Genomic DNA, 18,164 nt, shown 5'->3' on the forward strand with positions numbered 1-18,164 from the left:
CGCAAGCCTGACCAAATCAATTAATGGAGATCTGCACCGTGTTTCAAAACGTTGATGCCTACGCCGGCGATCCAATTCTCTCCCTGATGGAGACCTTCAAGCAGGATACGCGACCGCATAAGGTGAACCTGAGCATCGGGCTGTACTACGACGAGCAGAGTGTGATCCCCCAGTTGCAGGCCGTTGCCGAAGCGGAAGCCCGCCTGAATAGCGAAGCGAAAGATGCGTCGCTCTATCTTCCCATGGAAGGTCTGCCTGCTTACCGTAACGCGATCGCGCCACTGCTGTTCGGCCAGGATCATCCCGTGCTGAAAGCGGGGCGTATCGCCACTATTCAGACCGTTGGCGGTTCAGGCGCGTTGAAAGTGGGCGCAGATTTCCTGAAAACCTATTTTCCTGGCTCCCAGGTCTGGGTCAGCGATCCCACCTGGGAAAACCATGTAGCGATTTTCTCAGGCGCGGGTTTCCAGGTTAATACCTATCCGTGGTACGACAGCGAAACCAAAGGCGTAAAGTTCGACGAGCTGATCGCAAAACTGAAAACGCTGCCGGCGCAAAGCATTGTGCTGCTGCATCCATGCTGCCATAACCCAACCGGTGCGGATCTGACTAACGATCAGTGGGATATCGTGACGGAAGTGCTGAAAGAGCGCGATCTGATCCCCTTCCTCGACATCGCCTACCAGGGCTTTGGCGGCGGCATGGAAGAAGATGCCTGGGCGATTCGCGCCATTGCGGCGGCCGGTCTGCCTGCGCTGGTCAGCAACTCCTTCTCGAAAATCTTTTCGCTGTATGGCGAACGCGTCGGTGGTCTGTCTGTAGTATGTGAAGATGCATCAGAATCCGCCCGCGTGCTGGGACAGCTGAAAGCTACCGTGCGCCGTAACTACTCCAGCCCGCCAAACTTCGGCGCACAGGTTGTTTCCTGCGTGCTGAATGATGCGCAGCTGAAAGCTAACTGGCTGGCGGAAGTGGAAGCGATGCGCGTACGCATTCTTGCGATGCGTCAGGCGCTGGTAGATGTGCTCACTACGGCGATGCCGGGTAAAAACTTCGATTACCTGCTGAAGCAGCGCGGCATGTTCAGCTATACCGGCCTGAATGCGCAACAGGTGGATCGTCTGCGTGATGAGTTTGGCGTTTACCTGATCGCCAGCGGCCGTATGTGCGTTGCCGGTCTGAACAGCAAAAACGTTCATCAGGTGGCCGAAGCCTTTGCCGCCGTGATGTAATCTGTTCCGGCAGCGGCCCTGTTGCGCGGCTGCCGGATTTCTACCCGCAGGGAATCGCCTGCGGGTGAAATGCCCCTTTCTGCCATCTTCATCTAATCTTCACTCTTTTTCCCCGGCAAGGTTTACCTTTCTGCTGCCTTCTGCACACTTAAGGGATGTTCTGTTCTGGCTCAGTTTCGCCGGTGGCGTCTGACAGCTTCAGGCATTTCTATCGATTACGTTAAGGAGCATGACCATGTGGTACCAACAGACTATTACGCTTAGCCCCAAATCCCGTGGCTTTCATCTGGTGACGGATGAAATCACCGAAGAACTCCGCCGCCTTGGTGATGTGCAGGTAGGTTTGCTTCATTTGCTGTTGCAGCACACTTCTGCTTCGCTGACGCTGAATGAAAACTGCGATCCGACGGTCAGAAGCGATATGGAAAATCACTTTATGCGGCAGGTGCCGGAAAGCGCCCCGTATGAACATGATTACGAAGGGGCGGACGATATGCCTGCGCATATCAAATCCTCCTCGCTGGGCGTGTCGTTAACGCTGCCAGTCAGTCGCGGACGGCTGCTGCTGGGGACCTGGCAAGGTATCTGGCTGGGCGAGCACCGCGTACATGGCGGTGCCCGGCGTATCATCGCCACGCTACAGGGGGAGTAGGCGGCCAGGAAAGTCGATAAGGCAGCAGGCAGGGCAATGCGTATTGATACGGTAGAAGATGAGTCACGATGCAAAATGTTTATGGTGGGGTGCCCGGTCAGGTTGTGCTGATGCCGACTATAGTTAGGTACTCACCTAAATGGAGAATAAAGAATGAACGTATCGGATCTTCTGTCTTACTGCATGGACAAGCCGGGCGCGGAGCAGAGCGTCCACAGCGACTGGAAAGCCACGCAGATTAAGGTGGATGACGTATTATTTGCACTGGTGCACGACGTGGACGGGCGACCCGCCGTCGCGCTGAAAACCACGCCGGCGCTGGCTGATTTACTGCGTGAGAAACACAGTGACGTGTTGCCCAGCGAGCATCTGAATAAGTCGCACTGGAGTACGCTTTTGCTGGATGGCACGCTGAAAGATTCGCAAATTTATTATCTGGTGGATGCATCCTGGCAGCAGGCGCGGGACACCAGGCTGGCTTAGCAAAACCAGAGAGACCATGGGAGATGTAAGGGATGTGCCGTAAGAAAAAAAGCCTGACAGTCCCCTGCGGGCTGGCTGGACCGTTGAAGCAGCCCGGGGTCTCTACAATTTCTTATAGCGACCACCGGGCCAGAGATTTATGCTAACGACTGAGGGCTTCTCACCCGCATCCGCAGCGTAAGTCCATTAGATCGTTAACCGCGCAGGCTGTCGATATCAATCACAAAGCGGTACTTCACGTCACTTTTCAGCATACGTTCATAGGCTTCGTTAATCTCATCCATTTTGATCATTTCAATATCGGACGTAATGTTGTGCTTGCCGCAGAAATCCAGCATTTCCTGCGTCTCTTTAATCCCGCCAATCAGCGAACCCGCAATGCTGCGGCGCTTAAAGATCAGGTTAAATACCTGCGGTGACGGATGGTCATGTTCCGGCGCGCCGACCAGCGTCAGGGTACCATCGCGGCGCAGCAGGCTAATGAACGGGTTCAGATCGTGCGGGGCCGCCACGGTATTCAGAATAAAATCGAAGCTGTTGACGTGTTCAGCCATCTGATCGGCATCTTTAGAGATCACCACCTCATCCGCGCCTAAACGTTTACCGTCTTCAACTTTGGAAGGCGAGGTAGTGAACAGCACGACATGCGCACCCATCGCATGGGCAATCTTCACGCCCATGTGACCAAGGCCGCCCAGGCCCACGATGCCGACTTTTTTGCCCGGGCCCACGCCCCAGTGATTCAGAGGGGAGAAAGTGGTGATACCGGCGCACAGCAGCGGTGCGGCGCCAGCAGGATCAAGATTTTCCGGCACGCGGAGCACAAAGTCTTCATTAACGACAATCTGCGTAGAGTAGCCGCCAAAGGTAATATCACCCGTTTCACGATCTTCACCGTTATAGGTGCCGGTAAAACCGTTTTCGCAGTACTGTTCCAGGTCTTCTTTACAGCTGTCGCAGGTACGACAGGAATCGACCAGACAACCCACACCGACCAAATCGCCGACTTTGTATTTGTGGCTGTGGTCGCCAACCGCGGTAACGCGGCCTACGATCTCATGGCCAGGGACGACCGGAAAAATGGTGTTTTTCCACTCGTTGCGGGCCTGATGAAGATCAGAGTGGCAAACGCCACAGTAAAGAATTTCAATCTGGACATCGTGCTCACGCAGTTCGCGCGGCTGGAATTCAAAGGGTGCCAGTTTCGACTTAGCATCCTGAGCGGCATAAGCATGCGTAATATTCATGGTGTCTCCGGTGAATGAAATAGCGTGAAGGTTCTTGCTTAGTAAGGATAGGGAGCTAATCCGCGAAGAGGTAGGTCGGAATCTGTTTAATTCTTGCCTGATTCTGCAAAGTTTTGGCTAAAGGAGCCTGTAAAAAAGGACTTTAAGCTCTTTTTTATCGCTGAAAGCGATGAAATAAGAAGAGTGCGGACAGGGCGTCCGCACTCCGGGAGTTAGCCTTTTTGTAACAACGGCTTCAGGAAGCGTGCGGTATGCGATTCTTTGCATTCCGCGACCGTTTCGGGCGTGCCGGAAACCAGGATCTGGCCACCGCCGCTGCCGCCTTCCGGTCCTAAATCGACAATCCAGTCGGCGGTTTTGATCACATCAAGGTTGTGCTCAATCACTACGATCGTATTTCCCTGATCGCGCAGCTGGTGTAGTACCGCCAGCAGCTGTTGAATATCAGCAAAATGCAGGCCGGTAGTCGGCTCATCAAGGATATACAGCGTCTGACCCGTACCGCGTTTAGACAGTTCACGCGCCAGCTTCACGCGCTGCGCTTCACCGCCCGATAGCGTGGTTGCCGACTGGCCGAGACGGATATAAGACAGACCCACATCCATCAGCGTTTGCAGCTTACGCGCCAGCGCCGGAACCGCATCGAAGAACTCGCGTGCGTCTTCGATCGTCATCTCCAGCACTTCGTGAATGCTTTTGCCTTTGTACTTAATCTCCAGCGTCTCACGGTTGTAGCGCTTGCCTTTGCACTGATCGCACGGCACGTAAATGTCCGGCAGAAAATGCATTTCAACCTTGATCACGCCGTCGCCCTGGCAGGCTTCACAGCGTCCACCGCGAACGTTAAAGCTGAAACGCCCCGGCGTGTAGCCGCGAGTACGCGACTCCGGCACACCCGCAAACAGCTCACGCACGGGCGTAAAGATGCCGGTATAGGTTGCCGGGTTAGAACGAGGCGTACGGCCAATCGGGCTCTGGTCGATATCGATCACTTTATCAAAGTGTTCCATACCGGTGATTTCGCGATACGGCGCCGGTTCTGCAATCGTCGCGCCGTTCAGCTGGCGCTGGGCTATCGGGAACAGCGTATCGTTAATCAGCGTGGACTTACCGGAGCCCGACACGCCGGTAATGCAGCTAAACAGCCCAACCGGCAGCGTCAGAGTGACGTCTTTCAGGTTGTTGCCTTTCGCGCCGCTCAGCTTCAGCACTTTACTCGCGTCCGCTTTGACACGCTCGGCCGGTATCTCAATGCCGCGCTTGCCGCTAAGGTACTGGCCGGTCAGAGATTCTTCCACCGCCATAATGTCATCGACCGTTCCTTCGGCAACGATTTCACCGCCATGAACGCCCGCGCCAGGACCAATATCAATCACGTGATCCGCGGCACGAATCGCATCTTCATCATGCTCGACCACAATCACCGTATTGCCTAAATCGCGCAGGTGCACCAGCGTTTCCAGCAGGCGTTCGTTATCGCGCTGATGCAGGCCGATTGACGGTTCATCCAGCACGTACATCACGCCGACCAGACCAGCGCCGATCTGGCTTGCCAGACGAATACGCTGCGCCTCGCCGCCGGAAAGCGTTTCCGCCGAGCGAGACATGGAAAGATAGTTCAGCCCAACGTTAACCAGGAACTTCAGGCGATCGCCAATCTCTTTCAGCACTTTCTCGGCAATTTGCGCCCGCTGACCGCTCAGCTTCATGTTCTGGAAGAATTCCATCGCATGGCCGATGCTCATATCGGAAATGGTCGGCAGCGTGGTGTTTTCTACAAATACGTGGCGCGCTTCACGACGTAAGCGGGTACCGTCACAGGTTGCACAGGCGCGATTGCTGATAAATTTAGCCAGATCTTCGCGTACTGCTGAGGATTCGGTCTCTTTATAGCGACGTTCCATATTGTGCAGCACGCCTTCAAACGGATGGCGGCGGATGGAGGTATCACCGCGATCGTTCACGTATTTAAACTCAATGGACTCTTTACCCGAGCCGTAGAGAATAATTTTACGTGCTTTATCACTGAGCGAGTCGAACGGCGCTTCAACATCAAAATCCAGGTGTTCGGCCAGCGATCGCAGCATCTGGAAGTAGTAAAAGTTACGACGATCCCAGCCGCGGATTGCCCCGCCAGCCAACGACAGCTCGGGGTTTTGTACCACCCGATCCGGATCGAAATATTGCTGCACGCCCAGACCATCACAGGTTGGACAGGCACCGGCCGGATTGTTAAATGAGAACAGGCGCGGCTCCAGCTCGGTCATGCTGTAGCCACAGATTGGACAGGCGAAGTTGGCGGAGAAAATCATCTCTTCCGCGTTCTCATCGTCCATATCGGCAACCACAGCCGTGCCGCCGGAAAGCTCCAGTGCGGTCTCAAACGACTCGGCCAGACGCTGCTTCAGATCTTCCCGAACTTTGAATCGATCCACTACAACTTCGATAGTGTGTTTCTTTTGCAGTTCAAGCTTAGGCGGATCGGAAAGATCGCAGACTTCTCCGTCAATACGCGCGCGGATGTAACCCTGAGACGCCAGGTTCTCCAGCGTTTTAGTGTGTTCGCCCTTACGCTCTTTCACGATAGGAGCCAGCAGCATCAGACGGCGGCCTTCCGGCTCCGCCAGCACATTATCCACCATCTGGCTGACGGTCTGCGCCGCCAGCGTGACGTCATGATCGGGGCAGCGAGGCTCGCCGACGCGCGCAAACAGCAGGCGCAGATAGTCATGAATTTCAGTGATGGTGCCCACGGTGGAACGCGGGTTGTGCGAGGTTGATTTCTGTTCGATCGAAATGGCGGGCGACAGCCCCTCGATATGATCGACATCCGGCTTCTCCATCAGGGAGAGAAACTGGCGCGCATAGGCAGAAAGCGATTCTACATAGCGGCGTTGCCCCTCGGCATACAGCGTGTCAAACGCCAGCGAGGACTTTCCCGATCCTGACAGGCCGGTGACAACGATCAGTTTGTCGCGAGGGATGATCAGGTTGATATTCTTCAAATTATGGGTGCGGGCACCCCGTACTTCGATCTTATCCATTCACATTTCCCGGATTAACACGGACTCACCATGCCTGTCCGGCACGGCCAGAATTAAGCCTGTTAGTATGGCACAAAAAAAGCTGAATGGATATACAGTACTTTGCTGTATAATGCACCGCAGGATCCTGGCATTTTCCGATTTCGGCTGCCGATTTTGCGATCCTTCTCTGACCGCCCGCAGAAAGGAGTCATACCAGGAAAAGGCTTTGCGATCCGCCTCTGAAACCCGGATCCGAAGGTATAATCTGTGGGGAGGGCGTGTTAGAATTTCATCCTTAAGCTAAGAACATTTATCGGAGAGACGAACATGGCCAGCAGAGGCGTAAACAAAGTTATCCTGGTGGGAAATCTGGGTCAGGATCCGGAAGTCCGCTACATGCCGAATGGCGGCGCCGTTGCCAACATTACTCTGGCCACGTCTGAAAGCTGGCGTGACAAGCAGACCGGCGAAACTAAAGAGAAAACGGAATGGCACCGCGTTGTGCTGTTCGGCAAGCTGGCGGAAGTGGCAGGTGAATACCTGCGTAAAGGTTCCCAGGTTTATATCGAAGGTGCGCTGCAAACGCGTAAATGGACTGACCAGGCAGGCGTAGAGAAGTACACCACCGAAGTCGTTGTTAACGTTGGCGGTACCATGCAGATGCTGGGCGGACGTCAGGGCGGCGGTGCGCCAGCAGGTGGCGGTCAGGGTGGCCAGGGTAACAACAACGGTTGGGGCCAGCCACAGCAGCCGCAGGGCGGCAACCAGTTCAGCGGTGGACAGCAGCAGTCTCGTCCGCAGCAGCCGCAGCAGAGCAGCGCGCCAGCAAACAATGAACCACCAATGGATTTTGACGACGATATCCCGTTCTAATCCTGCCTGAATTGCTCAGGAAAGGTAGCATCTCCTGGCCCCGAATTTTTCGGGGCTTTTTTTTTGGATGCAGCTCCGGCACTGGACAACTCTCTCTGCACTTCTGGTAATGTGTGTTACACAAGAGCAGAAACCTGGAATACGCTATGTTGTCGACGATTATCTATCGTAGTCATCTTGCAGATGACGTTCCGATAAAAACGCTGGAAGGCCTGGCTCTAAAAGCCAACAAGATCAATGCATCATTTGATGTGACAGGAATTTTGCTGTTCAACGGCACCCATTTCTTTCAGGTACTGGAAGGACCGGAAGAAGCCGTGCGTAAAATTTATGACCGCATCTGTACTGACGATCGTCACCATAATATTGTTGAGCTGATGCGCGATTATGCGCCATCTCGCCGCTTCGGTAACATTGGCATGGAGCTATTCGATCTGCGAGAACATGACAAATCCTCGGTTCTTCAGGCAGTGCTCGACAAAGGAACGTCAAAGTATCAGCTAACTTATGACGATCGACCGCTCCAGTTTCTGCGCAGTTTCGTGGTCGCAACAGAAAAAGAAAACTACTTTGAGATCCCGCCAGCCGATTACTGGGAATTCGTCACCGAAGAAAACGCGATGACGACAGAAGAGTGTGAGCTGTCTGATTCTGAAATCAGCTTTGCTTTTCAACCGATTGTCGATCCCTTTGCGCGCGAGATCGTCTCCCTTGAGGCGCTGCTGCGTAGTCCGGGCGGTGGCCTGCCGCTGGAGTATTTTTCCCAGCTGTCGCGAGATGAAGTCTATGCCGCCGATCTCAATTCGAAGAAAATTGCTTTTGCCATGGCAAAAAAGCTGGGCATCGAGGGACTTACGCTTGCCGTGAATCTGCTGCCGATGTCGCTGGTGATAGTGCCGAACGCGGTAGAAATGCTCCTACAAGAAATTCATGCGAATGGCCTGGTGCCTGAACAAATCGTGGTTGAAGTCACCGAAGACGAGGTGATATCGCGTATTGATGAATTTGAGAAAGCTATCGGGAAGCTGCGGGCTGCGGGCATCAGTATCGCCATCGATGATTTTGGCGCAGGCTCTGCCGGCTTATTACTGCTGGCGCGATTCCAGCCAGACAAGATCAAAATAGACCGTAACATCCTCAGTGATGTGCATAAAAGCGGGCCCAAACAGGCTATCGTGCAGGCGATTATCAAATGCTGCTCCTCGCTGGAAATCTCGGTCATTGCCGAGGGCGTCGAGAAGCCTGAAGAGTGGATGTGGCTTGAAGCGGCGGGGATCTGCAACTTTCAGGGCTTCCTGTTTGCCAGACCGAAGCTGGGCGGCATTCCTGCTGTTGCCTGGCCCGAGAAAAACGACCTGTTTTGAGATGAAAATTGAGGCGGGTTATTCACCCGCCCGCGCTTATGAAGGGGCGACGTTTTTTTCAGGCGTGTTCTGGAGAAAAAGCGGCTTCCTGACATTTTCAGCGGCACGCTTACCGGCAAGAAAAGCATGATCGGAATTATAATATTCCCACTCGCTGTAGCGTCCCGACAGATGAATATCCTGCGTCAGCAGCCACTGACGAATAAGCGCAACGTTGGTTTGACGCTGATGATCGTAAACCACATAGGCATAAGGCATATCAACCTGACTGGCCGTGAGAATACTGTCGTCTGCCCGAATGATGCCAACCTTAATACACTCCTGCACGCAGCGAGCGATTAACGCCTCTCCCTCCAGCAGAAGTGGATAGTCAGCGGAGTAGGTTATTTCACATGTCAGGCCAAAGCCGTTTTTGGGATTGTTAAACGGGCTGGCATTGCCTTGCAGAAAGATACGGTGGAAGAGCGTATCGCCAGGATAATAAATCCAGTGCTTATCACTAATATTGGCACGGCCGATACCGAGATTCACGCAGCATACCGACACATGGCGTAAACCTTTTGCTGCGGCCTGCACATTGCGCGGTACGTCGTCTCCCATCAGCTTAATTAACTCGGGCAGTGGCATCGTATTAATTAGCTGTTCATAGCGATAGTGGCGGCCATCAGCAAGGATAGCGAGATGCTTTTGCGGCACAATTTTCGCGACCTGGGCATTTGTTTCCAGCCGACATTGCAGATGAGGTAAAAAACCGGACATTAAAGCCTGAAATCCCCCGCGTAAGGGATAACCGAACTGTGCATTTGGCCCAATGGGTTTCGCCAGTGGTTCAAGCGCACCCGCAATAATTTGTTCCAGATCCGGTAGCGGCACGCGCCCACCCAGCCAGGAGGTTTCCATTTCAGAGAGCGGGAGTTTCCAGAGTTTATTGTTATAAGGAAGTGCAAAGTGACGGGCGATTCCTTTGCCCCATGTACGCAGAATAAAATGTTCAAAACTTTCCGATGTTTCTTTCTGCATTTCAGTAACGTGACAGGCGTCATCGGGCACCGATCCATCCGCACAGCAGTCACGATGGCTGGTACGGCGAAGATCTTTCGTCAAAGCATGATTGAGCGGGACGGTTTGCGCTTCGGTTTCGCCATAGCGGGCTTCTATCGCGCCAAGAATACACTCTTTAATCACCTCTGCTGGCAGGCCGTACAGCGCAGACTGAAAAGGATAGCGAGTATAAATGCCTTCGTTATATATCCAGGCTTCGCGTTCCTGCCAGTGCAGGTTTTCTCCCAGCAGTTTTTGATACAGCGCCAACACATACGGGTCCTGAGAAAACATAATGTGGCCAGCGTAGTCGAAGGTGAATCCCTGGTTCTCCACTGAGCGACACCAGCCGCCCGGCGTGGCATTTTTTTCCAGCACCACTGCGCCTTCGCCATAGTGATAGCCCGCGCTTAAGCCGGTCGGTCCGGCACCAACGATTAAACATTCTACCCGTTCGGCATTTTCTGTTTGCGTCACAGACCAGTCCGTCACGGGCGCGATCGGCGCTGGTGCAACGGCAATCACGTCAGAATTTCTTACCGCCGCCTGAGCCATGAGGTTATGCATCTGGTCTGCCGTATGTTCCCACGAGGTGGCTGCCACTCTGGCCTTCATCTGTTCGATCAGTTCCTCTTTGGCTGCTGTTGGCATGTTCAGCGCTGCCTCGCAGGCTTCTGCAAAGGCTGCTGGATCGCCAGCAATGCTGACCAAATGTGCATAATGTCTGACCACATCGGCGACAGGCGTACTGACAACGGGCAAATGTGCCGCCATAAATTCCAGTACCTTAGTGGGACTGATATAGCGGGTAGAAGCGTTGAGGGCGAAGGGCATCAGGCAGACGTCCCAGCCAGCTAAAAATTGCGGCAGGGCCTGGTAGGGCTGCTGCCCAAACCAGTGGATATTGCTGCGCTGCGGCAGTGAAGCAGGGTCAATCTTAACTACCGGGCCAACCATCACGATTTGCCATTGGGGATGGCTGTCGGCAAGCGCGGCAATCAGTGGCAGATCCATGCGCTCATCAATAACGCCGTAATAGCCAAGCCGTGGCAGCGGAACAGACTCCTGCAACGGATGTCCATTTGTACGATCCAATGCCTGCTCAAAATGCACTGCATCAACGCTGCTGGGAAAACAGTAAACGTGAGGATGACGACTTTTTTTCGCCTCATAGAGGCTGGTGCCGCCGGTAAAGACAATGTCTGCGCGGCTCATCAGTGCTGATTCACGTTGCTGAAGCTGGCGCGGTGCCTGGTCAAAGGCCGATAACTCATCCATACAGTCATAAATGACGACAAGGGGGTTAAACCCTGTCAGCAGAGGCAATGCCATCGGCGTATAAAACCAGATTAGCGGCCGTTGGTGCTCATCAATCAGCGTCGATAATAACAGCTGAAGTGGGGCAATCTGGCTGTCATGGAAACCTGGCGCCTCAATATCGGTGTAAGGCTGGATGACGGTAATATTGGGGGCAGGAGAATGCTTGTGCATCCCTGGGGAACCGGCCTGATAAAGGGGCTCTTCAACAAAGAAAATTTGATAATACTGTGCGAGAAGCGTCATCAGATGCTGTGGCCGCTGAAAAACAAAAGCCCAGCGTAAATGGCTGAAAACAATAAGAACGGGTAATCTGGTAGGGGTCATTTTAGCCTCCGTGCCCGAGGGCATAACGGATTGAAAGTGGCGCAGTTTGCGTTGCGCCAGGAGCAGTGCATGGTCATAAGGCTGTTGTAATTGACGTGCGTAAGGATAAAGACCGTGACGATCAAGGTCCCAAAGGCCGCTGTGCGTCCAGAAGGTTGTTTCTTCCCACAGTGGCCGATCGATAACGGGATAGAGACAAATCCCCGTTACCTCAATGCCTGCAAGCTGAGCCTGGGCTATTTCCGCTGTAATCTGGGCAATCCAGGCACCGCGTCCACTGCCTACGTGGCTGGTTTCTGCCAGCAGGAGCGGACGCTGATAGCGCTCATTCAGCGTCATCAGCATGGCATGCAGGGGCTTGCGCCGTGCATCCCCTAAGTGCCAGTAAAGGCGCCGGTTGGAAAAGGCTTCCCACTGGTTATCGTGGTAATAATTAACGCCGAGTAGATCAAGGTAGTGCGGCGCGCCGCCAAGCTCTGGCTCGCACTTGCCGGCAAGCATGTCCCAGGCTTGATACTGTGATTCAATTATTCCCCGGGCTGCTTCATGGCAGGCATCGTTCTCTTCATCGGCCACGACGTGGATAAGGGGATCGCAGTGCAGAAAGCGCGCCCGTGGATCCGCAAGTCGTATCGCATCGCAGCCTGCCAGCGTCGCCTTTACCAACAGACGCTTGGCAGCAACAGCACGCTCGTTTTCCGGGCCGCCAGCACAAGCGAAAAGGCCTACCGAGATGCCCCAACTGAGAAAAGAGATCTCATTCATAGGTGAATAAACAGGGGCTTCGTCATACAGCGGTGTCAGAAAGCGTGCCAGCGCACCACAAAAGCTCGCGAAGGCAGGGATAAAATCCTCTGAAAATAGTGAAATAAACTCGGGCCAGCCGTAATGACATATTGTCCAGGTAATTTGAATATCACACTCTTTCGCCGCCTGCATGCGCAGCGCGACGGAAGAAAAATCATAACCCCCGGCTGTTTCGGCCAGCCGCCAGCCGACGCTTTCACGTACCGTATGAATATTAAAACGTTTTAGCAAAGCATAATCTTTGCGGACCTGGCTTAAGTGATCGTTAATATCATTCATCGACAGGCGAATTCCCTGAGGATTGATATGATCGGCGCCTTCATAGCCAGCCTGCCAAAAGCTGCGAAATGGTGTCATTAAAATCCCTGCGTGATATGAAGAGGAAATTCTTCCTGCCAATAGAAGATCTACAGCATAATCAAACGCTAAAGAAAATATACGCAGACAGATAAGGCGCAGTGCGAAACCTGTGTGCATAACAAAAATGGTCGTTGCTGAACTTGTACGTCACAGAAATTAATTACTGTGGTATGAAAGGGGAGGACCGAATGAGTAATAAAACTATGAATAACAATGGTTAACTAAACGAGCTGTAATAATTAAAATTATGAAAATGTCTGTATACGCAGTATAGATTGACTATAAAGTATAACAAGGTATTTGAAGCTATAAATGTTTGTTTTGAAATATGCTAAAAACAAATAATCGCATTATTTATTTCCGTATTATGAGATAACAAGCTGAATGTTATAATTAAAATATTTGATTATGCTTATCTGACTTGATTAATAGCTGGTACGGATTTTTATTTTTCCAGTAAAACTTCTGGCTAAATTATTGCAAAAAAGGAACAGGATATGAATGTAAACAAGGCTGATTCGACAGACGTCGGTCATTCTCCTTTTATCAGCGATTGTGTACTGAAGAATGTTTCTCTGCCAAATGGCATGATGCTCCGGGTTGCTATTACCGGGCAGGGCGAACCCCTGGTGTTGCTGCACGGTCATCCACAAAATCATCTTAGCTGGCGAAAAATCGCCCCTGCTCTGAGTAAGCACTTTACGGTGATCATGCCGGATCTGCGGGGCTACGGCGACAGTGGCAAACCGCCAGGCGGCAAGGATCATCGAAACTATTCTAAAAAAATGATGGCGGAAGATGTGGTATTGCTGATGGATGCGCTGGGTTATAACCGGTTTGCTTTTGTCGGACACGATCGTGGTGGAAGAGTCGGGCATCGGCTGGCGCTCGACTATCCGCAGCGCGTCAGCCGCGCGGTTTTTATTGATATTGCGCCTACCGCTACGATGTATGCGTTGACAGATAAAGCATTCGCCACCCGCTATTTCTGGTGGTTTTTCCTGATCCAACCTGCGCCATTGCCGGAAAGGATGATCGGTAACGATCCGGCTTTTTTCCTGCAAAAACATATTGAAGGCCAGCTCAAAACGCCTGACGCGACGGAACCGGAAATTTTTGCGGACTATCTGCGGTGCTATCAGGATCCTGCAATGATCCATGCCGCTTGTGAAGATTATCGCGCTGCCGCGACGGTTGATTTACAGGATGACGCTGAAGACAGCACGAAACGGATTGGTTGCCCGTTGCTGCTGCTGTGGGGCGAAAAAGGCACCGTAGGGCAACTGTATGATGTTATTGCAACGTGGAAGGAAAAAGCGCTTAACGTGAGTGGTGAAGCCTTGCCCTGCGGGCATTCACCGCAGGAAGAGGTGCCGGAAAAAACGCTGGCGGCGCTGCTGCCGTTTTTAACCTCCCTTTAAAGTAACTTCAGATTGGGTGCGGGCGGCCCGGAGGAAAGGACTCCGCCCACTATCTGAGCGCTTTGTTCTTTTTCCTGGTATCCGTATTTAGTCAGTAAAAAATCTAAAGCCCCTCCTTCCTCTGCCGATACAAAGCCTTTAAAGCGCCGCTGTTTTCAATGGCTGTTCCCCATCTTATTCAGCCAGTTCAGTGGTAAACGACAAAGGAAAAAGGAAATGTCATGTCCAGGATACAAGCTTTATTAATCACCGCAGCATTGGGCGCCTCGGTCGGGATAGCGAATGCTGCCACCGTTACCGATAGTCTGCTGCAATGTAATCCCGCATTTTTTCATACTCTTTATCAGCACCGTGCCGTTTTGAAAAAGGTCGTTCAGGTAGAAAGTGACGGCAAACGCATTGCCTGGGTGCCGGTAACAGATAAAGAAGCGCGGGTGAGGACTTTTACGCATTCCGTACCCGACGGCAAGCTACATCTGTCTGGCTATTACGAGCAGTCAGAGGATCTTGGCGAGCTGGGTAAATATTATTACTGGGGGTTTGTCATTGATGAAGCACCAGAAAAAGTTATGGCTGCCTTTCCGCATATTCAGTGGTTAAAAGGCGATGCGCTCTGGACGGCGAATCCGCAGATTAAGCTTGATATTCATCGTGCCTGGCAGCCAAATCCCTCTGCAACGGATGGGATTGCCCCAGCGAAAGGCAGCGTGGAAAAACTGGTTATGTTAAATGAAAAAGAGGGGAAATCCTGGCTCAGCTGTTCCATTCAGGGCAGCGTTGAACGGCCACTTTTGCTGCAAGAGCGCCCGGATATTGCGGCGGGGAATAACTGATGAGGCCTTTATTAATTGTTGCCGCGCTTATCATTTTAACTGGCTGCGCACGGCATATTCAGCCTGATCCTGCCGCTAAAGTGGTAAAGCCTGCCGGGATGGTTCAGATATTTGATGACAAGGACGCTACCGCGTATTTCTCTTTTAACAGCCTGGCTCTCTATAACCATAATCCTCATCTCCGTCAGCTGTATATGATCACCAATTACAAGCAGCCAGGCGTAATTTCACAGAAGAAAAAGCTGGCTATTAACAGTTCCCGGCGGATTGTGGCGTTAAATTGCGACAGACTGGAGAGTGCTATTTTTGATGTCGTGCTTTTCTCGCAACCTTTTGCTGAAGGAAAAGTCATTGCCCGACGCGATACTATCGGTCAGTGGCATGCAATACCTGATAATTCCCTTAGCGGCCTGACTCGCCGTGCGGCTTGCAAAATCGATCCTGAGAAAATCAGGGATATCTCATTAAAAGAGACGCGAACGCCTTCTTTTGATTAAGTTAATCAGGGCGGGGCGGCGCAGCGCTTTCCCGCCGTTACGTCAGTTCAGCCTGATCCCTGCATCAACGACAAACTGTGCGCCGGTACAGCCTCGCGCATCGTTTGAAGCAACGAACAGCGCCATTGCGGCAACGTCACGGCCCAGTAATTCAATATCCAATGGCTGCATGGCGCGTATGTCTGCCTTCGCTTCGGGCGTACGCCAGAGCGCTTGCTGTCGCGGTGTCGAAATCGCGCCCGGCACAATACAGTTTACCCGAATACCCAGCGGGCCCAGCTCGCGGGCCATCGTCTGGTTCAAACCTACAATCGCGGCTTTGGCCGTTGTGTAACCCACCATACCGGGGCGGCCTTTCATAAAAGAGGTGGAACTGGTGAGAAGGATGCAGCCAGAACCGTGCTCACGCATCAGGGCCGCCGCCGTCTGGCTGGCAAAAAACTGATGATCGAGATTGACCGCCAGCCGATCGCGCCAGTACGCCGGTTCAATCGAGAAAAAATCGTGGCGATCGTCGTTAGCCGCATTGTTAATTAACACATCCAGACGGCCTTCTTTAGCCGCGATTTCTTTAATCGTCAGGCGGAGCGCCTCGGCATCGCGTAAATCACAGCAGTGAAAGTTTGCGCCGTGCTGCTGCGCCAGCGCCTCACCGGTTTCGCGAGCGATATCCAGAAAATGAACGTGGCTTTGCTGTTCGCTAAAAGCCGCAACCAGATCGGCGCCAATCCCGCTTGCGCCGCCGGTAATCACCACGATCTTGTGCCGCAGACTGGCATAGCGGGTGTAGCGTTGTTCCGTCATGATGTTTTCTCTCCGGATTGAGGCCTGGAAGAAGTTTATCGCATGTTGGCAAAACGGTGTGGTAACGAAGGGGCTGCTGTTAGGGCAATGCGATTTAAGACGGTCGGACAAAGGTTTTTTGTGGGAAATGATGATGACAAAAACAAAAAAACCGTCAGTGATGACGGTTTTTTCGCGCCGGGAAGGTTAAGCGGCCTTTCCGGCAGGGCTGTGTTACCAACGTAACGCAAGCACACCCAAGTGTTTGTATATTGGAGTGCACTCTGGAAAGTGTCAAGTGTATTTTGCTGGTTTAGTGTACAATCCCAACGGGCCTTTTCGCCGCCTTAAGCAAGCGGGCACCGGACCTGGAAAAGGAATTCCAACGGCCGTAAACGTAAGCACACCCAAGTGCTTGCATTCATCTTGGTATCTCCGGTGGTGGCATGGTGAAGCGGTCTGAACAAGGACCGCGCAATGAAACGGTACATTTGTATTGTGCTCGTTGTATCTGGTGTGTGGCTGTCCACCGGGAATGGAGGCTGGCATATATCTGGCAATTCCATCACGGTGACAATCAACACAGCAGGCAAGTAGCCCGGTAGCCGTCCTTCGGGACGGCTTTCCTTGTTCTGTTAGCCAATCACTTTTTTTCTGCCCGCCAGTGGCGCAATCATCAGCTGTAGCAGGCTCACGACAATCAGCATTTGCAAGGGTAATGCCCAGCCAGCTGACTGCTCATGCACGAAGCCAAACCCCAGCGGCCCCAGTGCGGCTAAGCCATAGCCAACGCATTGCGCCATCCCGGATAAATGCGAAGCCTGACGATGGTCGGCCGCCCGCAGGCTGAACAGCGACAGACAGGTTACCATTGAAGCGCCTGCGCCCAGACCAGCAATGATCAACCACAGCGCGGCAAGATGAGGCAACAACAGCAGTCCGGCCAGCCCACTCAGAATGGCAAGCGAAGCCAGAAAGCCAATCAGGCGCTGATCGGGCAGCTTCTTCAGCGCGACCATGCAGGCGAGGTTGGCGGCTACCGCGACAATCTGATAGACAAACAGCAGCCACCCTGCCGATACCTGGCTAAACCCGTTCGACTCAGCAAACGGTGTGAACCAGGCGATCAGGGTATAAAACACCATCGACTGAAGTGCCATAAACAACGACACCTGCCAGCCCAGCGCGGAACGCCACGGCGATTTTAGGGGAACGGACGTAGCGATCGTTGAAGATAACGTGGAGCCGCTTTTCAACAGCGGCAGCCAGGCAACCAGTGCGATGATGACGGGCAGCAACCAGATACCTGCCGACAAAAACCATCCCATCTCAGTCCGTCTTGCCAGCGGAGCCGCGATACCGCTGGCAAGGCTGGCGGTAATGGCCATGGTTGAGGCATAAAGCCCAAAGTACTTTGCCGTATGCTCTTTAAAATCCCGCTTAATCAGCGGGGGAAGCAAGACATTTGCCGTGGCTATGCCTGCGCTGAGGATCGTGGTACCCAGCCACAGATCCGTCGCGCTGCCCAGGATCCGCAGCAACGATCCCAGCCCGATCAGCCAAACCGCTGCCCAAAGTGTTCTTTCAAGCCCCACTTTGTTACCCAGCGAGGCAGCGACCGGTGCCAGCAGAGCAAACATCATTAAAGGGATAAAATTCAGCAGGCCAGCCTCGGTTGCCGACAAACTGAATGTCAGCCGGATATCTTCGAGGATCGGGCCGGTGGCCGTTATCGGCGCACGCAGATTGGCGGCGGTGATTAGCAAAACAAACAGGAAAAAGCCAGAACTGGAAAGAAAGGCGGAACAGGGCGTGGGGGTAGATTTGATCATTAAACCGTTCGCACAAGAGCAGAGAAAATCTGCTGATAGTGCGTTGGTTAACGTTAACGCTTACGCAAG

The 18,164-nt window shown here is 53.0% G+C and carries 13 protein-coding genes; 8 read left to right on the plus strand and 5 right to left on the minus strand.

The features are described from left to right. Positions 1–38 precede the first annotated feature (38 nt). From EHV07_RS01200 to EHV07_RS01210, 3 genes are all read left to right on the plus strand, one after another. Complete coding sequence (locus EHV07_RS01200) at positions 39–1,232, plus strand: amino acid aminotransferase (RefSeq protein ID WP_174822346.1); 1,194 nt, start codon at positions 39–41, stop codon at positions 1,230–1,232. A 235-nt stretch (positions 1,233–1,467) separates the two neighbouring features. Further along, positions 1,468–1,884, plus strand: coding sequence for a secondary thiamine-phosphate synthase enzyme YjbQ (locus EHV07_RS01205; protein WP_147194086.1), 417 nt, complete (start codon positions 1,468–1,470; stop codon positions 1,882–1,884). A gap of 153 nt (positions 1,885–2,037) precedes the next feature. Next, positions 2,038–2,367 (plus strand): MmcQ/YjbR family DNA-binding protein, encoded by a 330-nt coding sequence (locus tag EHV07_RS01210; RefSeq protein WP_147194088.1) that lies wholly within the window; start codon positions 2,038–2,040, stop codon positions 2,365–2,367. Between the two features lie 194 nt (positions 2,368–2,561). On the opposite strand, the gene EHV07_RS01215 is transcribed toward EHV07_RS01210, so the two are convergent. Together EHV07_RS01215 and uvrA are read right to left on the minus strand one after the other, a co-directional pair. Further along, entirely contained in the window at positions 2,562–3,614 is a 1,053-nt protein-coding gene (locus tag EHV07_RS01215; RefSeq protein WP_147194091.1) for an NAD(P)-dependent alcohol dehydrogenase, read from the minus strand. A 212-nt stretch (positions 3,615–3,826) separates the two neighbouring features. Next, on the minus strand, positions 3,827–6,658 hold the full coding sequence (gene uvrA / locus EHV07_RS01220; RefSeq protein ID WP_147194093.1) for an excinuclease ABC subunit UvrA: 2,832 nt from the start codon (positions 6,656–6,658) through the stop codon (positions 3,827–3,829). Positions 6,659–6,967: 309 nt separating this feature from the next. Here uvrA and ssb1 point away from each other — a divergent pair, with 309 nt between their 5' ends. Beyond that, positions 6,968–7,513 (plus strand): single-stranded DNA-binding protein SSB1, encoded by a 546-nt coding sequence (ssb1, locus tag EHV07_RS01225; RefSeq protein WP_147194095.1) that lies wholly within the window; start codon positions 6,968–6,970, stop codon positions 7,511–7,513. Positions 7,514–7,659: 146 nt separating this feature from the next. Beyond that, complete coding sequence (locus EHV07_RS01230) at positions 7,660–8,877, plus strand: diguanylate phosphodiesterase (protein WP_147194097.1); 1,218 nt, start codon at positions 7,660–7,662, stop codon at positions 8,875–8,877. Between the two features lie 36 nt (positions 8,878–8,913). Here EHV07_RS01230 and EHV07_RS01235 read toward each other — a convergent pair whose 3' ends face one another. Beyond that, complete coding sequence (locus EHV07_RS01235) at positions 8,914–12,726, minus strand: glycosyltransferase (protein ID WP_147194099.1); 3,813 nt, start codon at positions 12,724–12,726, stop codon at positions 8,914–8,916. 500 nt (positions 12,727–13,226) lie between these two features. Between EHV07_RS01235 and EHV07_RS01240 the strand changes: the two genes are divergently transcribed. From EHV07_RS01240 to EHV07_RS01250, 3 genes are all read left to right on the plus strand, one after another. Continuing rightward, complete coding sequence (locus EHV07_RS01240; protein ID WP_147194101.1) at positions 13,227–14,150, plus strand: alpha/beta fold hydrolase; 924 nt, start codon at positions 13,227–13,229, stop codon at positions 14,148–14,150. Positions 14,151–14,371: 221 nt separating this feature from the next. Further along, positions 14,372–14,983 carry a hypothetical protein gene (locus EHV07_RS01245; protein ID WP_147194103.1) on the plus strand — a complete coding sequence of 204 codons (612 nt, stop codon included), beginning with the start codon at positions 14,372–14,374 and terminating at the stop codon, positions 14,981–14,983. Then, positions 14,983–15,480, plus strand: coding sequence for a surface-adhesin E family protein (locus EHV07_RS01250; protein ID WP_147194104.1), 498 nt, complete (start codon positions 14,983–14,985; stop codon positions 15,478–15,480). Before EHV07_RS01245 ends, EHV07_RS01250 begins: the two co-directional genes overlap by 1 nt. 42 nt (positions 15,481–15,522) lie before the next feature. Here EHV07_RS01250 and EHV07_RS01255 read toward each other — a convergent pair whose 3' ends face one another. Together EHV07_RS01255 and EHV07_RS01260 are read right to left on the minus strand one after the other, a co-directional pair. Next, on the minus strand, positions 15,523–16,284 hold the full coding sequence (locus tag EHV07_RS01255; RefSeq protein WP_147194106.1) for an SDR family NAD(P)-dependent oxidoreductase: 762 nt from the start codon (positions 16,282–16,284) through the stop codon (positions 15,523–15,525). Between the two features lie 614 nt (positions 16,285–16,898). Beyond that, entirely contained in the window at positions 16,899–18,095 is a 1,197-nt protein-coding gene (locus EHV07_RS01260; RefSeq protein ID WP_147194108.1) for an MFS transporter, read from the minus strand. Positions 18,096–18,164 lie beyond the last annotated feature (69 nt).

Origin of the sequence: Pantoea sp. CCBC3-3-1 (genome assembly GCF_007981265.1) — a bacterium.
Lineage (GTDB): Bacteria > Pseudomonadota > Gammaproteobacteria > Enterobacterales > Enterobacteriaceae > Erwinia.